Below are 17,951 nucleotides of genomic sequence, written 5' to 3'. Positions count from 1 at the left end.
ATCATGAGCCGCCAGACGCACCAGACCGCACCGACGCAGTACGTCGACGCAAACGGTATCCGCTTCGCCTATCGCCGCTTCGGCAATCGCGCGGGGGTTCCGCTCGTCATGAACATCCACTTCACCGGCACCATGGATCACTGGGACCCCGCCGTAACTGACGGCCTGGCCGTCGGACGTGAGGTCATCCTGTTCAACAACGCCGGCATTTCGAGTAGTTCGGGCAGCGTTCCCGAATCGATCGAGGAAATGGCGGCCGACGCTGCCGCATTCATCCGTGCGCTCGGTCTCGAACAGGTCGATGTACTGGGATTCTCGATGGGTGGCCTGATTGCGCAGACGCTCGCCATTGCGGAGCCCACGCTGGTTCGCCGCCTGATCCTCGTCGGCACGGGCCCGCGCAGCGGAGAAGGTATGGCCTCGCTGACGCCCGAAGCGCAGGAAATCTTCGGCGCGAGCTATGCCGAACCGGACCATCTCTGGCTGCGTGTCCATTTCTCGCCGACCGGAACCAGCCAGACGGCCGGACGTGCGTTCCTCGAACGCTTCCGCCTTCGCACGGCGAACCGTGATCCAGCGGCCAACGAAGCCGTGGCACCGGCTCAGCTCGCGGCACTCGCGAAATGGGGCGCGCCGCAAGACAAACCATATGCCTACCTGTCTGCACTCAGCCAGCCAACTCTGGTCGTCAATGGTGACAACGACGTGATCATCTACACGGTCAATTCGCTGATTCTGCGCCAGCACATCCCGAATGCCCAACTGATCATCTACCCGGACGCCAATCACGGCTCGCTCTATCAATACCCCGAGCGTTTCGTGGAAGACGTTTCCAGGTTCCTTTCCTGAGTCGCCAGTTACACCGACATTTCATCCCGAATTCAACAGGAGTTAATCGTGGCTACTAATCTTCGCGGCAAAACTGCACTCGTCACGGGCGCTTCGCGCGGCATCGGCCGCGCAACCGCTCAGGCTCTGGCAGCAGCAGGCGCGCGCGTGATCGTGCACTTCGGCAGCGACGAGAAGGCGGCGAATTCCGTCGTCGAGGCGATCCGTGCGTCGGGTGGTTCTGCCGACAAGGTCGCGGCAGACCTGAGCGCGGCGAACGGCCCTCACGAACTGGCCCGTCAGGTACGCGGGCTGATTGGCGAGCGTCTCAACATTCTCGTTGCGAATGCCGGCATCTCGAAAGCCTCGTCAATCGCGGAAACGACTGTAGAGGACTTCGACCGGTTGTTCGCCGTCAATGTGCGCGCCCCATACTTCCTCGTCCAGCAACTGCTGCCCGTGCTGGGCGAGGGCAGTAGCGTAGTCCTGCTGTCCTCACTTGCAGCCCGCGCTTCGGTTGGCAATCTGTCAGCCTACGCCGCGAGTAAGGGAGCAATCGACACCCTGGTCAAGCATTTCGCCGCAGCGCTCGGCGAGCGCGGCATTCGCGTGAACGCCATCGCGCCGGGCGTTGTTGAAACTGACATGTCGAACTTCGCCAAAACCGATGCCGGGCGGGACTTCACCCTCGGCATGCAGGCCCTCAAGCGCGTGGCGCAACCCGACGACATCGCAGGCGCAGCCCTGTTCCTCGCATCCGATGCGGCACGCTGGGTGACGGGTGACACGCTGCGTGTCGATGGCGGCTCCAAGCTCTGATACCGGGGGAGACGGCCATGACCCATACAGCCTGCCCGACTGCCCCCGCGATAGACAGCGGGAGCACCCGTCGATGCACGCATGCCGCACTTGGCCACCGGGCCAGTTTCCGGGTCTCGGCTGGCGTGGTCGCTCATACCCTCTGGACCAGCGCGGCACCCGCCATGACGTACCGGCTCTACGCAAGCGAATGGCATCTCACCCCGACGACCACAGCCGAAATCTTCCTGTCTACCCGATCGCGGTTGTCAGCGTGCTCATCCTGTTCGGCGGCCTGTCGGACCAGATCGGCCGACGGGCGACGATGCTGCTCGGTCTGAATGCCTCTTTCCTCGGCGCACTGATCCTCGCGCTCGCGCACGATATCTCATGGCTTTTCCTGGCCCGGGCATTCATGGGTGTCGGCGTCGGCCTGACCGCCGGACCGTCGACGGCGGCGATGGTCGAATTCAACGAGGGTGGTGCGCCCCGGCGAGCCTCTGTGGTTGCCACAGCTGCCCAGGCCGCCGGCTTCGCAGCCGCGCTCATCGTCGGAGGCGCACTCACTTAATACGCGCCCTGGCCCTTGCACCTGGCTTTCTGGCTGTTGGCTCTCCTCATCGCGGCCTTGTTCACTGTCACGTGGTTCCTGCCCCTGCCGGCAGAGCGCGGTGCCGCAGGCGGCTGGACGCCCAGTTTGCCGTCCGCCTCTCGCGCGGGACACTGCGTCCGACAATGGTGACGGTGAACACGATCTGTTGTCCGGCACGGACGCGTTTGCTCGCGATGTTCTCGAAGGTCTGTCGCGTCCGGTCAAATCGCTGCCTTTCAAGTATTTCTACGATGCGCAAGGGTCGGCGCTGTTCGAAGCGATCTGCGCGACCCCCGAGTATTACCCGACGCGCACGGAAACGGCATGCTCAAGGACATTGCAGCGCAGCTCGCCTCAGAGATTCCTGACCACGCCACCCTGGTCGAATTCGGCAGCGGTGCGAGCACAAAAACCCGGATCATCCTCGATGCCGCCCGGCAGATCGGCACCTACGTGCCGATCGATATCAGTACAGCGGCACTGAAACAGGCTCGGCAACGCATCGCCGACGCCTACCCGGCGCTGGACGTCCGCCCAGTCGCAGGCGACCTCACTCGGGACATGGCACTGCCCGACATGCACGGGGACGAAACCATGATCGGCTTCTTCCCTGGATCGACAATAGGCAATTTCGAGCCCGACGACGCAATCGCCTTTCTGCGCTCGGTGAAGAAACTCCTGGGCAGTCAGGCAAAGCTCATTGTCGGCGTCGACATGGTCAAGGACACGCCGGCGCTCCTGTCTGCCTACAACGATGAAGGCGAGGTCACGGCACGTTTCAATCGGAACCTCCTGCTCCGCATCAATCGCGAGCTGGAAGGAAATTTCGAACTGGGCGCGTTTGCTCATTCAGCCATCTGGAACGATGATCTGAAGCGGATCGAGATGCATCTAGTCAGCCAGGCAAAACAGACGGTTCGCGTGTTGAATCATGATATTCATTTCGAGGCTGGCGAAAGCATGCACACCGAGACCTCGCACAAGTACACCACCGATTCGTTCGAAGACCTCGCGAGATCTGCTGGATGGGAAGTGACGCAATCCTGGGTGAGTACCGCGCCTCAGTTTGGCGTTTTTCTGCTCGAAGCCGTCGCCCGCTGGTGAGCGCAGCAATTTCAGTTCAGCCGGTTCGACGGCAAGCGCAATTGCGATGGTGTTAGCCGATCGAACGGCCGCTTTCACGCGGCGACCGGCCGGTCGAATGTGGGAGCAAGAGCGACGACGAACGACGGCTCTTGGCCGACTGGACTCATTCACAGATGCCGGCCGAAAGCGGCCGTCGACGATTTCGACGACCGCTTTACGGGACCTTCAGCGAACTGGTGGTCTCGGCCAAATCCGGCCGATCGTCGATTCCGCAGACTGGCGAGTTGAAAGACTGCTTTGCAGCTCAGACCTGACACCGGACACAGATCATACTTTCACCCAAAAGGAGAAAACGAAAAGTCGCGAATAATTCAACGACATTTAAGTTGCTACATCCCGACGGCGCGCCGGCGCACGCCCAACAATCCGTCATTCGTCGCCACTGGATTGTTGGGCGCTAATGGCTCATCGCGGCTGTAACGATCCGGGCTTCAAAGTCCCAACTCGCTCAGTCCCGGATGATCGTCCGGCCGACGGCCCAAGGGCCAGTGATACTTGCGCTCCGATTCCTTGATCGGCATGTCGTTGATGCACGCGTAGCGACGTTGCATGAGACCATCCTCGCCGAACTCCCAGTTCTCGTTGCCGTAGGAGCGGAACCAGTTGCCCGAGTCGTCGTGCCACTCGTAGGCGTAGCGCACGGCAATGCGATTGCCGCCGAACGTCCACAGTTCCTTGATCAGACGATACTCGTGTTCCTTCTTCCATTTGCGCTCGAGGAACGCCTGCGCTTCCGCGCGATTGTTCGCGAACTCTGCGCGATTGCGCCATTTCGTGTCGAGCGAATAGGCGAGCGCGACCTTGGCGGCGTCGCGCGAATTCCAACCGTCTTCCGCGAGACGGACTTTCTCGATAGCCGTCTCCAGCGTGAACGGGGGAAGCGGCGGGCGAATTGCTGCGGGTGAAGTCATTTCGGATCTCCTTGTGGGGTACAGCGCGTTGCTGGTGCTCGACGTGGAGCGCGGCCTCGTCATCGTGCAACCCGAGAGGGCAAGGCCGCCCGAAGCAAGCGCGGCACCGGTGCTCAGTAAGAATTTTCGTCTTTGCATCATTGGGTTCAGAACGGCTTGGTCGGCAGATACTTGCCGTTGAGCGTGATGACGGCACGCTCGCCGCCTTCCGGGTCCGGCACCTTCTGGATATCGAGTTTGAAGTTGATCGCGCTGATGATGCCGTCGCCGAATTTCTCGTGAACCAGCGCCTTCAACGTCGAGCCGTACACCTGCACCATTTCGTAGAAGCGGTAGACGGTGGGATCGGTCGGCACGCCACCCGGAATGCTGCCGCGCACGGGAATGGTTTGCAGCAGGCGAACGGCGGCGTCGTCGAGCCCGAGGCGTTCGGCGACGAGCTTCGCCGCATTCTCCGGCAGCGCATGCTGACCGAGTAGCGCGGCTGTCGTGTATGCGAGGCTCAAGCCCGTGCCTTCGTTGATGGCTTCGAAGGTGAGGTTCTTGCGCACCTTCGCGTCGATGATCGTTTCCGTCAATGCTTCGCGTGCGTTCGGTGTGACTTGCGATTGGGTCATGATGTTGCTCCTTGGGTAAAAATCAACCTGGTGAGATCGACAGTCGGTGCGACAAGCCGGGAATCAGAGCGCAGCCACGCACTCGGCGGGCGTCGCGGTGACATCGGGATGCGCAGCGAGCGGCACGAACTGGCGGGTCGCGGCGTCGAGCGCGTCGATCGAGCCGGATTCGATGTCGTAGACCCATCCGTGCAAATTCAGGCGGCCTTGCGCGAGTCCCAGTGCAACTGAGGGGTGGGTCTTGAGGTTGTCGAGCTGGGCGATGACGTTCTCGCGCACCATCGAGTCGACGCGCTCGCGCTCGCCCGCATGTTCACGCGCCTCGTTGACGAGCCTCGCCGAGTCGGCGTAGCGCAACCAGTTCGCGACAGCGGGCATATGGTCGAGGCACTTGCACGTCGCGACGGCCGTCATCGCGCCGCAGTCCGAGTGGCCGCATATCACCACATCCGTCACGCCGAGCGCAGCCACCGCATATTCGACCGTTGCCGACACACCGCCGGGCTCAGGACCGAACGAAGGCACGATGTTGCCGGCATTGCGGATCACGAACAGATCGCCCGGTTCGCGCTGCGTGACCAGTTCGGGAACCATGCGACTATCGGAACAGGAAATGAACAGTGTGCGCGGCGTCTGACTGGTGGCCAGCTTGCGGAACAACTCCCTGCGCGCGGGCATGATGTCCCGCTGAAACTTCAGAAAACCGTCGATGATCTCTTGCATGGTCTGCTCCATTCAATCTGGCGTTCGTTGCCGTGTCGCTCAGTGCGATGCGTTGAACAGAGAATGAACCTGTTCCGTCATAGTGTCCAAGACGGGTTTATGATGCTCACCATAGGCAACACCAATAGTTATTCGAGGACGAGGAATTCGCCATGCTGTTGCGTCATATCCGTTATTTCCTGGCTGTCGCGGAACACCGCAATTTCACGCGCGCCGCCGAGGCGCTGCACGTTTCGCAGCCCACGCTGTCGCAGCAGATGCGGCAACTGGAAGAGACGCTGCGCACGCAGCTGCTAGACCGTTCGGGGCGGAACGTGCAACTTACGGATGCGGGCGCGGCGTGGTTGCGCTATGCGAAGCTCGCGCTACAGGATCTGGATGCGGGCGTGCGGGCGATACATGACGTCGGCGAACTGAGCCGCGGCAATCTGCGCCTTGCCGTGACGCCGACCTTCACGGCGTATCTCGTGGGGCCCGTGATCGATCGTTTTTATGGCCTGCATCCCGGCATCGCGATCGACATTCAGGAAATCACGCAGGATCAGATCGAAGCGCAGCTCGCCGATGACAGGCTCGACGCCGGCATCGCGTTCGAGCCCGTCCACACTGCGGAAATCGAAAGCGAGCCGTTGTTTCGCGAGACGCTGAGCCTCGTCGTCGGCGGCGGCCATGCGCGCGCGACGCGCCGCAAGCCGCTGTCCGCGCAGGACTTCGCCAACGAACGGCTGGTGCTGCTTAACAAGGCGTTCGCGACGCGGCGTTACATCGACGAATACTGCACGCAGAACCGGATTCTCCCGGAGGTTGCCATCGAGGTCAGTTCGATCAGTGCGATCGTCGAGATCGTGCGGCGTGGGCAGCTCGCAACCGTACTGCCCGACGGCATCGCGCGCGAGCATACCGAGCTGCACCCCGTGCTGCTCGACCCGCCGCTGCCGACGCGCACGGCCGTGCTGCTGCAACGCAAGGACGCGTATCGGACGGCAGCGAGCAAGGCCTTCGTCCAGGTGTTGATGGAATTGACGGAGAACTTCCGTCGCTAATGGAGATCGCGGCGCGCGACGCGCGAAGCGAAGAGATCGACACGTAACGCGCTCTCCGTTAGCTCCGACACCTACGCCGCTTCGCACAACTCGCGCCGGTGGTGTCGGCATCGCAAAGCTTCAGCTGAAGAGCATGACCGTACGGTGAGACGGTGAGGAGTGGGCGCTCGACTTCGGCCAGGAACTGGATTGTGATTTACGCGGCGTTGAAGACAGCCGGGGTTGGCACTAAGCAGCTCGAGCACCGGGCCTAGATTCGGCAATCGCGGGACGGAAGCTAGCAACGGCGCATTCCGAGAAGTCTGCAGTCTGGTCAGAAAACGGGCTTCTCAATCCATCACCAGAACTATTAGCTTATCCTATAGAGAACATAGGATATCGGTCTTAGACCCTATAGCCGGATTGATGCATTCTTGCTCCGTCGTCACTGTTTCTTTGGAGAGAATCATGAAATCTCGCTTCCTTGCGGTACTCGTTATCGCTGCATCTGTCACCAGCCCCGTTTTCGCAGGCACTGACACATCCGGATTGACTCGCGCCCAGGTTCGCGCGGAACTCGCGCAACTGCGTGCTGTGGGCTACGACCAGTCTCGTGGAGAAGACCCCAACTACCCCGCCGAGATTCAGGCGGCCGAAGCACGCCTGGCCGCGCAACGCGGGGATGCGAGCTATGGCGGTGTCGCCGAGGCAGGCTCGTCGTCAGCGGGTGTTCCCAAGACTGCTCGTCACGTCGACAACGACGGCATGCAGCCAATCTATTTCGGCCAATAGCCGTCCAACGGCAGCGCGAATACTAGACGCCACGCGATCTGAAGTATCGCGCAAGTCCTGGCACGTCCGCGTGCTTCATTCTCGCCACATTCAGTCGTCACGATTCGCTCGCTAGTTTGCCTGGCGAACGAACCGAATCCGGGCAATCGCGTCGCCCATCGGATACAGACCGGTCTACATCATATGAAGGTCGGTACTTCACGGAGACTGTCATGAGCCACTCACATTACGAAGTCGCTGTCCTTCATCAAGCTCTGCAGTCGGACGAGTCAAACTTAGCCACATGGCGCTGGTACAGCGATCTGGTCGACCACCAACGACTCGCGCTACGCCTCAAAGAAGACCAGTGGGTCGTCGCGATTGACGGCAGCGACTTTGCGTGCGCCGAGGGCCTGTACGCGGCCGTGCGTTGGGCGCACATCATGACGCACTCTGGCGGTTACATCACCTTTGCGGCGTAAGCGAGCGAAGTCCGCCATGTACACGGGCTAATCGCCAGACCGAGCGATCAAGGACTCGCAGCACTGCTCTTATCCAACCTTCGGCCCGGTCTCGGGTCTTCATCCACCAACCACTGAGGTAATACCATGTCGACCAATACTGAAATCCGTCCGCCGCTCCCTCCTTTCACACGCGAATCCGCCGTCGAGAAAGTGCGCCTGGCCGAGGATGGCTGGAACACCCGCGACGCTGCCAAAGTGTCCCTCGCATATAGCCTGGACACTCGCTGGCGCAACCGTGCTGAATTCGCAAACGGCCGCAATGAAGCCCGAGGGTTCCTTGAGCGCAAATGGTCGAAGGAGCACGAGTATCGTCTCATCAAGGAGCTGTGGGCGTTCACTGGTAACAGGATCGCCGTGCGTTACGCCTACGAATGGCGTGACGACTCTGGTAACTGGTTCCGGTCCTATGGCAACGAGAACTGGGAGTTCCGCGAGGACGGTCTGATGGTGAATCGCTACGCTTGCATCAACGATTTGCCAATCAAGGAAGAAGAGCGGAAGTTCCATTGGCCGCTGGGCCGCCGTCCGGATGATCATCCCGGCTTGTCAGATCTCGGCCTCTAATAGCCAGGCTGATCGTATCGCTTCGATTGGATGCACTCGGGGAAGCAAAGGCAAAGGTGAGACAGCTTCTGCGACGGCCTCCCGAAGCTCGCAATGAGGGAGCAACCCTGCCCCCGCTTGGGGGTTCCTGGTCGTCTCGCTGTCCTTCTCACCTAGTCCGCCCTCAAACGATTGCTGCCCACTCGATGTGGGCAGCAAGTCTTGCAGCCCTTGCTTCTGGAATCCTCTGGGCGTCCTCTGGATACCGGCACGGGCCGAACGGCGTCCTGTTTGCATTGGAAACAGAGATTCCTGATGCGATGAGCTTCCGCAAGAACTAGTCTTCGGCAGCGGCATGCCTTGTTGGCGCAGGCCGTGCGAGTGGTTATCAGGCCGGATGACCGCTCATAGACCCAATTCGCTCTCTCAACTCGAATCCAGGGGATGACCGAGAAGGGGTCGAACAGCGACATCCGCATTCGACAGTGATCGGCCCAACAAGGGACCTTCGATCACGCTTGCACGGGGACGTTCGAGCGTCGGCTATACCCCGGGTAACGAGCGTTAACGTTGGATGATGAGCATCAACGGAAGGCAGCAATAGGGCCGACTTTTGGGCCGCCCTATTGGCTACCTTCAGAGCGCACGATACGGTTTGAACGCCTCTCGCAACTCAGGAAACATCCCGTCAGGTCGAGTTCAACGGTCGTCGCTATCGCGACCCGTAGACGCCGGCCGAGGTGGGTTGACGGTGTTGGCGGCACCCGTCAACACCCAGGCTCGCTGACTAGGCGCGAACCGAGGTGCCAGCAAACCGTCGTTGATTTCGCGCGTCACGGCAAAGCGACGGAACGAAGTCGCTGGTAAGAACAGGCGGGAATTGTCCGAGAACCCATCGCTGGCAGTATCGACGTCTCCCTCGCTTGCGGATATGACGCCGTCGCCATTGGTATCGACCCGTCTGACTTCGGCCACATAGGCGTCATACAGGCGCTGCGGGAACGGCGTGCCATGCTCGAACGATGCCAATCGCACATAGGTGTCCAGGTAGATTTCGTGAGCCAGCCCGCTCGGGATGAAGCGTTGGCGGTATTCCCGCTGGTTATCGACATCCGCATCGAAGCGGTCGGGGTCGCGCGGACCCGCACCACCGAGCGGAGCCGCATTGTTCGGATCGTCACCGTAGTCGATCGGACTGTTCTTCACGCCTGCGGGTCCCGAGCCCGGAATCAATGAGGACAGCGCGCCAAGTTTGCCCGCCTCAAAGGTACCGGGGATACCGCCGGTAAAAGGCAACTCGTAGGGTGGATGGGTCCAGTTGGTGGTGTAGTTGAATTCCCAGTAGCCGTGACAATCAGACTGCTGCATGCAGTTGACCGCCCCCATGCTTAGCTGGATCGGCACGATATTGGTCTGGCGGTCAGGGAAGTGGTCGTAAGCGTCGGGCAAGTGCGGTGCCTTGCCATCCATTGTGAACAGCCGGCCTGGGAGGTTGTTGTGGGTACCCATCGCCTGCAAGGCGGCCGCGTCCGCGCTTGTCATCGTGCCGAACTGGGCGTGTCCGTCGGGTCGGGGCGGTGCGATATCCGGCACGCGCAAATCGTGGATCATCCAGCCCTCGTACCAACCGCTTTCGTTGTTGATCACAAACAGATACGAGAGGTCGGTAAAGACATCGATGAAGGCGCGAACGTTGTTCGGATCAGTGGGCAGCCCAGGTTTCGGTTCAACCACGAGACGCACCGCACCGATGGTTGGCAAACCGCAGTCAGCGCCAGTTGCCGTCAGCATCGCCTTGTCGTTGATGCCCGGGAATCGTGCGGTGAACGGATTTGGTTCGAATCCTGTCGTGGACAGCAGGTAATACTGGAATAGCTGGCTCGGTTTGTCGGCCTCGGCGAAGGCCTGAATGGGCAAGTAGGAATGGGGCCGCTCGGCCATCCTTTCGAGAATGTCCTGCAGCGGATCCGGCAGGTTCGCGATGTCGCCGCGCTGGCGCACCAGCGCACCGTCGGCGGCGGCGTTCGGATTCGGGTGGCAAGGTGCCGGCGGCTGTTCCGCGCACGCCTCGCCTGCGGCCAACGCGGCGATGAACGCGGCAACGGACAGGCTGGCAGCACGAGAACCCAGTGGCCTGAAGCTGCGGGGCTTGAATAACGATTTCATGATTCCTCCTCGGGTTGACCCGCTTAGACGGACAGATCTGCAGTTAGCTAATGATGTGTGGCTTGACCTCCATTGAAAGTGACTGGCAGTGTGGCGATCGTCGGGGCAGCGGGTCGCCCGTCACGGAGCGTGACGCTGCCTCGCGGTAGGCAAGCCGCGATGCGATGTGGCTGGGTGAAATCGGCAAATCGGATGCCGAGAGATACGTGTGGAATAAACGGGTTGGAGGAAGAGATATTCCGGGCGCTGCTAAGAATGCGGCAACTGCGTCGTCATCGCATCCGGACTATTTGGCTATGTATGGGCGCGCTCCATGACCGAGCAAACTTATGAAGCAAGCGCATATGAAGCGCTTGGCCTATTAGCCGCAACATCCGGCAATGGCCGTTCGTGTCGCTGAACGCGGGATGTCGGATCATCGCTGTTCGAGAGGAAGCTGTCGTTGAGGCGACGGAGCTTCGACCGACGGTAGTGGCTCAATCTGAGCCGATCGAATCGGGCAGAATTCGACCAGCATGCGACGCTCACCACATGGATCGATGGGCATTCAAGTGGCGCAGGCTTCTCTATAACGGCCATCCAGTCGATTTGCCCAATTTTCATACTGGACTTCCGTAAAGCCGAAATGGCGTTGGCGCGTGCTGCGAGTACCCCATCACCATGACATCCAGCGCCCAACAGCGATCGCCTAGGGAGCCGGCCGTTGCAGATGCCAAACCGGGCAATGGCAGCGGCCCTGATTTAGCGAATCGAAAAGGCGCCGCAAAAGCGGAGGATGACTTTTCATATGCATTTTTATTGGTTTCCCTACTCTAAACCTACCTATAGATTGGGCGCTCATACGCTTTTAAAAAACTAACACACGCTCAATATGTTCAATAGACGTCTAATAGCGCTTACCGTACTCCCATTCATCCTGGATGCGTGCGGAGGAGGAGTCAGTACGAATAGTGCGGACAGCCAAAACCCGTTGGCGACACCGGACCAACTGGCAGCAGAGACCCTCGCGATCACTGCGGTTGCGGACCCTTCCGTCATTGCGGCAAAAGCCACCTTGAAAGCCAATTGGCTGGCAGCAGCTCGTGCAACCGGCGGGGTATCGAGTGAGGCGTTGACGAATATTGATCAGGCCGTGGATGAGGATGTTTTCTCTTTGGCGCTAGCGATTGCCGCGGGCGATGCCAGCGCCCCGAAGGTGATATCAATTCTGGCGGCCCCGCACAATTGGTACGGAATGAACGTGCCAGGATCGCGGACCACATTTGATAACCCGGACACCATATATCGCCGCATTCCGATTGACCCTGCGTCGAGCTACGTCTTGACGGGAAAGGTCCACGAGCAAAAGCCAGTCGATTTCAATTTCAGCGTCTACAGCGGCGCAAACGCAACGCTGTCCAATTTGCCGGGCGACCAGCTCGCCACCAACGCGGACGGCAGCTACGTCATTAACGCCAGCACGACCTCAACGGGGAATGGGAATGCCATCCCGCTCGTTTCGGGAGCCGCGTCGATCTTCATTCGAGATACGATCACCGAATGGGGCGTGCAACAGTTCAACAGCCTGGCGATACAACGGGTCCCGTCCGTCTCGGCGCAACCGCTATCCGCTCAGGCGATCGCTCAGACCCTTGCCGCGACGCTGCGGACTCCGGCTGCCGCCGTGTCCTTCGCTTCCTTCAATGCGCTGGGATATGCCCAGCCTGTCAACACGCTTCCAGCGCCATCACTTGGCGGCACGGGCGGACGCCTCGCAAACCAGGCGGCGACCTACTCCACTTTTCAGCTTGCCGATGATGAAGCACTGGTCGTGAACGTCAACCTCGGCGGGGCCAAATACTTCATCACCCCGGCTTATGGACGGTGGCAGATCACGACCGACTATATCAATCACACCCAGACGTTGAACAACGCGCAAGCGGTGGCGAACCCGGATGGCACCTACACGTTCGTGGTATCCCCGACAGACCCGGGCGTTAACAACTGGGTCGATACGGTAGGTCTGCATCAGGGCTTTCTCAACCTGCGCTGGCAAGGATTGCCGGCGACACCCACGCCACAGGGGCCTTCGGCGACAGCCCAGCTCGTGAAGATCAGCGACCTCCGGACCGTTCTCCCCGCGACAACGAAGTACGTCACGGCGGCAGAACGACAAGCTCAGTTGGCCGCGCGCGCCGCGAGTTATGCATCGCGATACGCACCTTGATGGCTTCGCGTTGGCGCCAGTGAGCCCTTGGCCGCAACGCGAAACGATGTACGGTGCCCCTTCTGTGGTAATGGCTGTTGCCATTATGTGCAGCAGCGAACAAAGATCCCTTTTTCCATCTCAGTTCCCTTCCAATTCTGTTCGTCGTTACGTTCTGGCCTCACCATACATGCCCTCGGGGCGAAGCTGTCTTACGCGACATGTCTTCGCGGAACCAGACCTGGTGCAACAGACCGCTCTCGGTATAGCTGCCGATCCGAGCACGCATGAGGACCTCCAAGGCAGGACTGTGATTAGGGAGCTTCTGGCTCGAGTCAGAAAACTCTGTGTCGCGCAGTAAGGGTTTTCCGCTTCTTGTGCTATGGCTTGTCGAGTCGATAGCACCCTGAAGATTGCTGCAGCGCACACTGAATTTCTCAAATGCAGCAGACCTTGTTGTCTCCGAACAGCGTTTTCGCCGATGCCGCAGACTTTGTTGCGCGCACCGATAGTGGGACCCACGAGGCTTCCCCACTCTCCTTGACATGCAAGCAATCTCTTGCCTATAGTAAATGCAACAGATCACTTGCCTATAGCCGTTCATGGCCGAGCTTCCCGACGACACAGACCTGCTGTTCAAAGCCCTCGCCGATCCGAGCCGGCGCAAGCTGCTGGACGTGCTGCACGCGCACGACGGCCAGACCCTGAACGACCTGTGCGAGCACCTCGACATGACGCGGCAAGGCGTCACGCAGCATCTGGGCCTGCTGGAAGCGGCGAACCTCGTCGTGACGGTACGCAGCGGGCGCGAAAAATTGCACTTCCTCAATCCGGTGCCGCTGCAGCAAATCTACGAGCGCTGGATTGCCAAGTTCGAAAAGCCGCGCCTGAAGGCGCTCTCTACCCTGAAACGACGCCTGGAGAAAGGCAATGACTAGATCCACATTCGTCTACGTGACCTATATCCGCACCACGCCGGAACAGTTGTGGTCGGCACTCACCGACGCGGAGTTCATCAAGCAGTACTGGTTCGGCATGCACTGCGATAGCGAATGGACGGCGGGCTCGTCGTGGAAACTCGTGTCGAGCGCGGGGGAGACTTTCGACGCGGGCGAGATCATCGAGGCTGTGCCGCCGCGGCGCCTCGTGATTCGCTGGCGGCATCAGAAGCGGCCCGAGTTGCAAGCCGAAGGCGATTCACGCTGCACTATGGAACTCGAACCGAGCGGAACGGCGGTCAAGCTGACGCTCACGCATACGATCGAGCGCGATCAGTCGAAGTTCATCGAAGCGGTGTCGGGCGGCTGGCCGAAGATCATGTCCAACCTCAAATCGCTGCTGGAAACCGGCTCCATCGCGTTGCAGGAGGCATATCCGGCCAATGGCGGCAGTCATGCCGGGAAGGCATGAAGCGGAGGGTACACTGAAGAGCAGCAGGTGTCGCGTGCTCACAGGTTCGATAGCCGACCGTCCGCGAAATCACGCTGATAGAATCGTCTGCCTACCCTCGCCCGTCTCAGGGAATCAGCATGGAAATCCAACCCTATCTGTTCTTCAATGGCCGTTGTGAGGAAGCCATTGCGTTCTATCGTTCGGCGCTCGGCGCGCAGGAGTTGCTGAAGCTGCGCGCGAAAGACGCGCCGCCCGATCCCGCTCGCCCGGTCGCGCCCGAACACGCCGACAAGATCATGCACGCGACGCTCGTCATCGGTAACACGCACGTGCTGATGTCGGATGGCGATTGCCGCGGCGGCGATACCGTGCACGCGGGCTTCAGCCTGTCGCTCACCGCCGACGACCAGGCATCCGGCGAGAAATATTTCAACGCGCTGGCGGACGGCGGACAGATCACGATGCCGTTCCAGCAGACCTTCTGGACCAGTGGCTTCGGCACGTTGATCGACCGCTTCGGCGTGCCGTGGATGGTCAACGTGCGGCACGAGGAGCCCGCGGCATAGCCTTTGGAGCGGGCCTCCACTGAGCCGCCTGCTGCGCGCGGTTCCGCGTCCCGTTCTATTGAGCGCACGAGCCCCGAGCGCATGGAACGGCGCATGCTGCTCCGAAAGCGAACCAGCCAGGAGAACCGTCGATGCAGGAAGTTCATCTCCACCGCGGCTTCACCATCACCGTGCTCGTCGAGGACGACCTGGCCGGCGGTTCGTCGATCACCACGCGAATCGATCGCACCGATACCGACGCTCGCGACCTCGAAGCCTGGACCGCTCCGCGTCATGCGCGCTCCGCGCTGCGCGGCAAACCCGCGATCGGCGAGGCCGTCGACAATGCCCAGCGCGCGATCGACTCAGCATTGGGCGACCCCGATCCGTTGGACGAATAGTTAGGCCATGCGCCCCGTCCGAGCGACGCTTACTGCGTCGCGGACGCCCCGCTCGCCGGCGTGCTGTGGACCGCCGCGGCGGCGCTCGCGGCGGGCGACGCGCTCGCTGCCGCGCCCGCCTCGCCGTTCGCGCGATTCGCCGCGTCGCTATCGCCCGGTGTGCCACGCGGGCTCGCCGAATTGCTCATGACACCGCTGCTCATCTGGCCCGTCGAGATGCGGCCGTTCTCGGCCGAGCGCTTGCAGCCGGATGCGCCCGCCATCAACGCAATGGCCGACAGCGCGATCAGCATGTTTGTCGCAACTTGTCGCATGATTCGCTCTCCCTGGGGATGACTCCAGTAGCGAAGCATTCGACATGCCCATCACAGCCCTGTGCGGCTGCATGCCCGCGCGCGTACGCGGACCAGGTCGAGAAAACGAGGTTCGGGACCTGCCATCGGGGCCGGCCGTTCAAGCCCCGTCGTCCTCTCCGACGACGCCGAACTCGGCCGTCGTTTTGACGTAGAACAGATGCAAACGCTCAGCGCGCAGACGATCGAACAGCCGATCGGCTTCGTCGCTCGTCACCGCCATCACGACGGACAACGGTTGATCGGCAAGCTCGAAGAAGTGCGCGGAGTGAATGCGATGATGATGGCCGATGCCTTCGCAAGCCGGAATCACGGTCGCGCCGCGCAGGCCGAGTTCGCTCGCGAGACGCACGAGCCAGTCGGCAAGCGGCTTGCCATGGTGGCTGCGCCCCTGCTGGGTGAAGAACGTGATCTGAAAGCCCTGCATGTCAGTGCCTCCCCAATGCGGGTCGGGCCGGATGAAGCGGCGCTTGCAGCTGATTCGGGCATACCGGCTCGCCACATCACGGCTCAGGAAGGTCATGACACCAGTTTAGATGTCGGGCCGCGCGAGTGCCAGGTCCAGGCTGGCCACTTGCAGCGCGGTCCCGGCTCACTGACCGTACACGTCGAAGTCGAAATACTTTTTCGCAATGCGGTTGTAAGTGCCATCCGCGCGGATATCGGCAATGGCTTTGTCGATCTTTTCCTGCAGATCGGTATCTTCTTTACGCAAACCAATCGCCGCGCCGCTGCCGAGCGTTTTCGCGTCGTAAAGCGGATTGCCGGCAAATCCGAAGTCCTTACCGCGCGGGGTGCGCAGAAAGCCGATATCGGCTTGCACCGCGTTCTGCAATGACGCGTCGATACGGCCGGCAAGCAAATCCGAATACACCAGATCCTGATCCTGATACGGCACGATCACCGCGCCGGCCGGCTCCCAATACGTCTTCGCGTAGGTTTCCTGAATCGAGCCCTGCTCGACGCCGATGCGCTTGCCCTTCAGCGCTTCCGGCGTCGGCACGATCGGCGAGCCCTTCTTCGCGACGAGACGCGTCGGAATGCGGAACACCTTCGACGAGAACCCGATCTGCGCCTGACGCGCGGGCGTCATCGACATCGTCGACAACACGCCGTCGAATTTGCGGCCTTTCAGCGCGGGAATCATGCCGTCGAACGAATTCTCGACCCACACGCATTTCGCGTTGAGCCGGCGGCAAATCTCATTGCCAAGATCGATATCGAAGCCGACGAGCTTGCCGTCGGCGGCTTTCGATTCGAACGGCGGATAGCTCGCGTCGACCCCGAACCGCACGGTCGACCATTCCTTGGCGATTGCGCTTCCGGACGATACGGCCAGCAGTGCAATCGTCAGGGTGGCCAGCATGGCTTTCATTGTTGCTCCTTATCGGTTTTTTGATGAATTCAAACAGGCGGCACACCGTTATACGCGGGCCGCGAGAAACCCGACATTCGACCGTGTTCCGGCGATCCGCACAAATTCATTAAAAAATCAATTCATGCGGGCGGCGCATAGCTTTGGATCGGGCTTCGGCGGGCAAACAGCCCTATCGTGGTCCTTTTTCAATAAACGAGCGTCGATCGGCATCGGGTTTGATTTGCCATAAATTGTCACTTAGAATTTTCTGCACGGCCTCCTTAGGAACCGATGACATGGCTTCGAACAACGGAAAACCGGTGTCGTCGTTCGTTCCTCGGGAAATGGCCGGCCTCTGGGTCGTCCTGTTCGTCATCTGGATGGTCGCGAATGCATCGCTCGCGATCGAACCCGCTCTCGTCGGTCTCGTCATTACCTTCGTCATCGCGCGTGTCTTCGTTTCGTCGAGCGAAGCATGGCAGCGCCTACGTCTAACGCCAGCGGCGCCGTATCACTTCGCCGCGTATAGCGTGACCTTCATCGTCGAGCTCGTACGCGCCAATCTGAATGTGATGGCGCTGGTGTACTCGCCGCGTATCGACATCAAGCCCGGCATCGTCAAGGTTCGCACTCGCCTCCAAACACCGCTCGGCCGTCTCGCGCTCGCCAATTCGATTGCGCTCACGCCGGGCTCGCTCGTGATGGACATTCGCGACGACATACTTTTCATTCACTGGCTCGACGTGAAGACGACTGATATCGACGAAGCGACCAGGACACTCGTCGCACCGTTCGAAAAGCATCTGGAGAAAGTCTTTGGCTGAGATCATGCTCCGGATCGCCGGCGTGCTGATCTTGTTCGCGATCCTGTTCGGCGTGATCCGTCTCGTGATCGGCAAGACACTCGTCGACCGCATCGTCGCGATCGACGTGCTGACGGTCATCTCGCTGTCGCTGATCGCGCTGTATGCGCAGTTCTCCGGTCGTTTCGTCTATATCGACGTGGCACTCGTGTATGCACTGCTGAGCTTTCTGGCGGTGCTGGCGATTGCGCGCTTTCTCGAAAGGGGGCTGTGA

The 17,951-nt window shown here is 60.7% G+C and carries 22 protein-coding genes and 2 pseudogenes; 17 read left to right on the top strand and 7 right to left on the bottom strand.

Going from position 1 to position 17,951, the window contains the following annotated elements; genetic code table 11:
* Window positions 1–3 precede the first annotated feature (3 nt).
* The 4 genes and pseudogenes from VSR82_RS21030 to egtD all read left to right on the top strand — a co-directional run bounded on the left by VSR82_RS21030 (window position 4) and on the right by egtD (window position 3,322).
* A complete protein-coding gene (locus VSR82_RS21030) occupies window positions 4–849 on the top strand; it encodes an alpha/beta fold hydrolase (RefSeq protein WP_429463652.1) in 846 nt (281 codons plus the stop codon).
* Between the two features lie 48 nt (window positions 850–897).
* Window positions 898–1,647, top strand: coding sequence for an SDR family NAD(P)-dependent oxidoreductase (locus tag VSR82_RS21025; protein WP_368585077.1), 750 nt, complete (start codon window positions 898–900; stop codon window positions 1,645–1,647).
* Window positions 1,648–1,837: 190 nt separating this feature from the next.
* Window positions 1,838–2,197: an MFS transporter gene (locus tag VSR82_RS21020; protein WP_429462955.1), complete on the top strand. Its 360-nt coding sequence runs from the start codon at window positions 1,838–1,840 to the stop codon at window positions 2,195–2,197.
* Window positions 2,106–3,322 (top strand): annotated as a pseudogene (egtD, locus tag VSR82_RS21015) (L-histidine N(alpha)-methyltransferase). Before VSR82_RS21020 ends, egtD begins: the two are co-directional and overlap by 92 nt.
* Window positions 3,323–3,795: 473 nt before the next feature.
* On the opposite strand, the gene VSR82_RS21010 reads toward egtD, so the two are convergent.
* From VSR82_RS21010 to VSR82_RS21000, 3 genes are all read right to left on the bottom strand, one after another.
* Complete coding sequence (locus tag VSR82_RS21010; RefSeq protein ID WP_429462956.1) at window positions 3,796–4,275, bottom strand: nuclear transport factor 2 family protein; 480 nt, start codon at window positions 4,273–4,275, stop codon at window positions 3,796–3,798.
* Window positions 4,276–4,421: 146 nt separating this feature from the next.
* Entirely contained in the window at window positions 4,422–4,892 is a 471-nt protein-coding gene (gene cynS / locus VSR82_RS21005) for a cyanase (RefSeq protein ID WP_429462957.1), read from the bottom strand.
* A 63-nt stretch (window positions 4,893–4,955) separates the two neighbouring features.
* Window positions 4,956–5,615, bottom strand: a complete 660-nt coding sequence (locus VSR82_RS21000; protein WP_036661880.1) for a carbonic anhydrase — start codon at window positions 5,613–5,615, stop codon at window positions 4,956–4,958.
* A gap of 152 nt (window positions 5,616–5,767) precedes the next feature.
* On the opposite strand from VSR82_RS21000, the gene cynR reads away from it, so the two are divergent.
* From cynR to VSR82_RS20975, 5 genes and pseudogenes are all read left to right on the top strand, one after another.
* Complete coding sequence (cynR, locus tag VSR82_RS20995) at window positions 5,768–6,658, top strand: transcriptional regulator CynR (protein ID WP_498858028.1); 891 nt, start codon at window positions 5,768–5,770, stop codon at window positions 6,656–6,658.
* A gap of 447 nt (window positions 6,659–7,105) precedes the next feature.
* Window positions 7,106–7,429 (top strand): DUF4148 domain-containing protein, encoded by a 324-nt coding sequence (locus VSR82_RS20990; protein ID WP_368585082.1) that lies wholly within the window; start codon window positions 7,106–7,108, stop codon window positions 7,427–7,429.
* 212 nt (window positions 7,430–7,641) lie between these two features.
* Complete coding sequence (locus tag VSR82_RS20985; protein WP_342964143.1) at window positions 7,642–7,890, top strand: hypothetical protein; 249 nt, start codon at window positions 7,642–7,644, stop codon at window positions 7,888–7,890.
* A gap of 126 nt (window positions 7,891–8,016) precedes the next feature.
* A complete protein-coding gene (locus VSR82_RS20980; protein ID WP_018437280.1) occupies window positions 8,017–8,496 on the top strand; it encodes a nuclear transport factor 2 family protein in 480 nt (159 codons plus the stop codon).
* Window positions 8,497–8,753: 257 nt separating this feature from the next.
* Window positions 8,754–8,860 (top strand): annotated as a pseudogene (locus tag VSR82_RS20975) (IS5/IS1182 family transposase); the annotation flags it as partial.
* Between the two features lie 314 nt (window positions 8,861–9,174).
* Here the strand turns inward: VSR82_RS20975 and VSR82_RS20970 are convergent.
* A complete protein-coding gene (locus VSR82_RS20970) occupies window positions 9,175–10,641 on the bottom strand; it encodes a hypothetical protein (RefSeq protein WP_410852763.1) in 1,467 nt (488 codons plus the stop codon).
* Window positions 10,642–11,611: 970 nt separating this feature from the next.
* On the opposite strand from VSR82_RS20970, the gene VSR82_RS20965 reads away from it, so the two are divergent.
* From VSR82_RS20965 to VSR82_RS20945, 5 genes are all read left to right on the top strand, one after another.
* Window positions 11,612–12,847, top strand: coding sequence for a hypothetical protein (locus tag VSR82_RS20965; RefSeq protein ID WP_429462958.1), 1,236 nt, complete (start codon window positions 11,612–11,614; stop codon window positions 12,845–12,847).
* A gap of 581 nt (window positions 12,848–13,428) precedes the next feature.
* The gene (locus VSR82_RS20960) at window positions 13,429–13,764 is read left to right on the top strand and encodes an ArsR/SmtB family transcription factor (protein WP_410852761.1); all 336 of its coding nucleotides are present in this window, start codon (window positions 13,429–13,431) and stop codon (window positions 13,762–13,764) included.
* The gene (locus VSR82_RS20955) at window positions 13,757–14,236 is read left to right on the top strand and encodes an SRPBCC family protein (protein WP_152852848.1); all 480 of its coding nucleotides are present in this window, start codon (window positions 13,757–13,759) and stop codon (window positions 14,234–14,236) included. The genes VSR82_RS20960 and VSR82_RS20955 overlap by 8 nt, the downstream gene beginning before the upstream one ends.
* A gap of 119 nt (window positions 14,237–14,355) precedes the next feature.
* Entirely contained in the window at window positions 14,356–14,784 is a 429-nt protein-coding gene (locus VSR82_RS20950; protein WP_429462959.1) for a VOC family protein, read from the top strand.
* Window positions 14,785–14,915: 131 nt separating this feature from the next.
* The gene (locus VSR82_RS20945) at window positions 14,916–15,164 is read left to right on the top strand and encodes a hypothetical protein (protein WP_429462960.1); all 249 of its coding nucleotides are present in this window, start codon (window positions 14,916–14,918) and stop codon (window positions 15,162–15,164) included.
* 29 nt (window positions 15,165–15,193) lie between these two features.
* Here VSR82_RS20945 and VSR82_RS20940 read toward each other — a convergent pair whose 3' ends face one another.
* The 3 genes from VSR82_RS20940 to VSR82_RS20930 form a co-directional block, all read right to left on the bottom strand.
* Window positions 15,194–15,478 (bottom strand): hypothetical protein, encoded by a 285-nt coding sequence (locus VSR82_RS20940; RefSeq protein ID WP_429462961.1) that lies wholly within the window; start codon window positions 15,476–15,478, stop codon window positions 15,194–15,196.
* A 139-nt stretch (window positions 15,479–15,617) separates the two neighbouring features.
* Entirely contained in the window at window positions 15,618–15,944 is a 327-nt protein-coding gene (locus tag VSR82_RS20935; RefSeq protein ID WP_429463654.1) for a DUF190 domain-containing protein, read from the bottom strand.
* Between the two features lie 165 nt (window positions 15,945–16,109).
* Complete coding sequence (locus VSR82_RS20930; RefSeq protein WP_429462962.1) at window positions 16,110–16,892, bottom strand: ABC transporter substrate-binding protein; 783 nt, start codon at window positions 16,890–16,892, stop codon at window positions 16,110–16,112.
* Between VSR82_RS20930 and VSR82_RS20925 the strand changes: the two genes are divergently transcribed.
* From VSR82_RS20925 to VSR82_RS20915, 3 genes are read left to right on the top strand one after another with little or no spacing between them, the layout of a single operon-like run.
* Window positions 16,882–17,124 (top strand): hypothetical protein, encoded by a 243-nt coding sequence (locus VSR82_RS20925; RefSeq protein WP_429462963.1) that lies wholly within the window; start codon window positions 16,882–16,884, stop codon window positions 17,122–17,124. The genes VSR82_RS20930 and VSR82_RS20925 overlap by 11 nt on opposite strands.
* Window positions 17,125–17,170: 46 nt before the next feature.
* On the top strand, window positions 17,171–17,698 hold the full coding sequence (locus VSR82_RS20920) for a Na+/H+ antiporter subunit E (RefSeq protein WP_429462964.1): 528 nt from the start codon (window positions 17,171–17,173) through the stop codon (window positions 17,696–17,698).
* A complete protein-coding gene (locus VSR82_RS20915) occupies window positions 17,691–17,951 on the top strand; it encodes an MrpF/PhaF family protein (RefSeq protein ID WP_176378568.1) in 261 nt (86 codons plus the stop codon). The genes VSR82_RS20920 and VSR82_RS20915 overlap by 8 nt, the downstream gene beginning before the upstream one ends.

Source organism: Burkholderia sp. JPY481, assembly GCF_038900515.1.
GTDB classification, from domain to species: domain Bacteria; phylum Pseudomonadota; class Gammaproteobacteria; order Burkholderiales; family Burkholderiaceae; genus Paraburkholderia; species Paraburkholderia youngii.
This window is presented reverse-complemented; position numbering and strand designations above follow the sequence as displayed.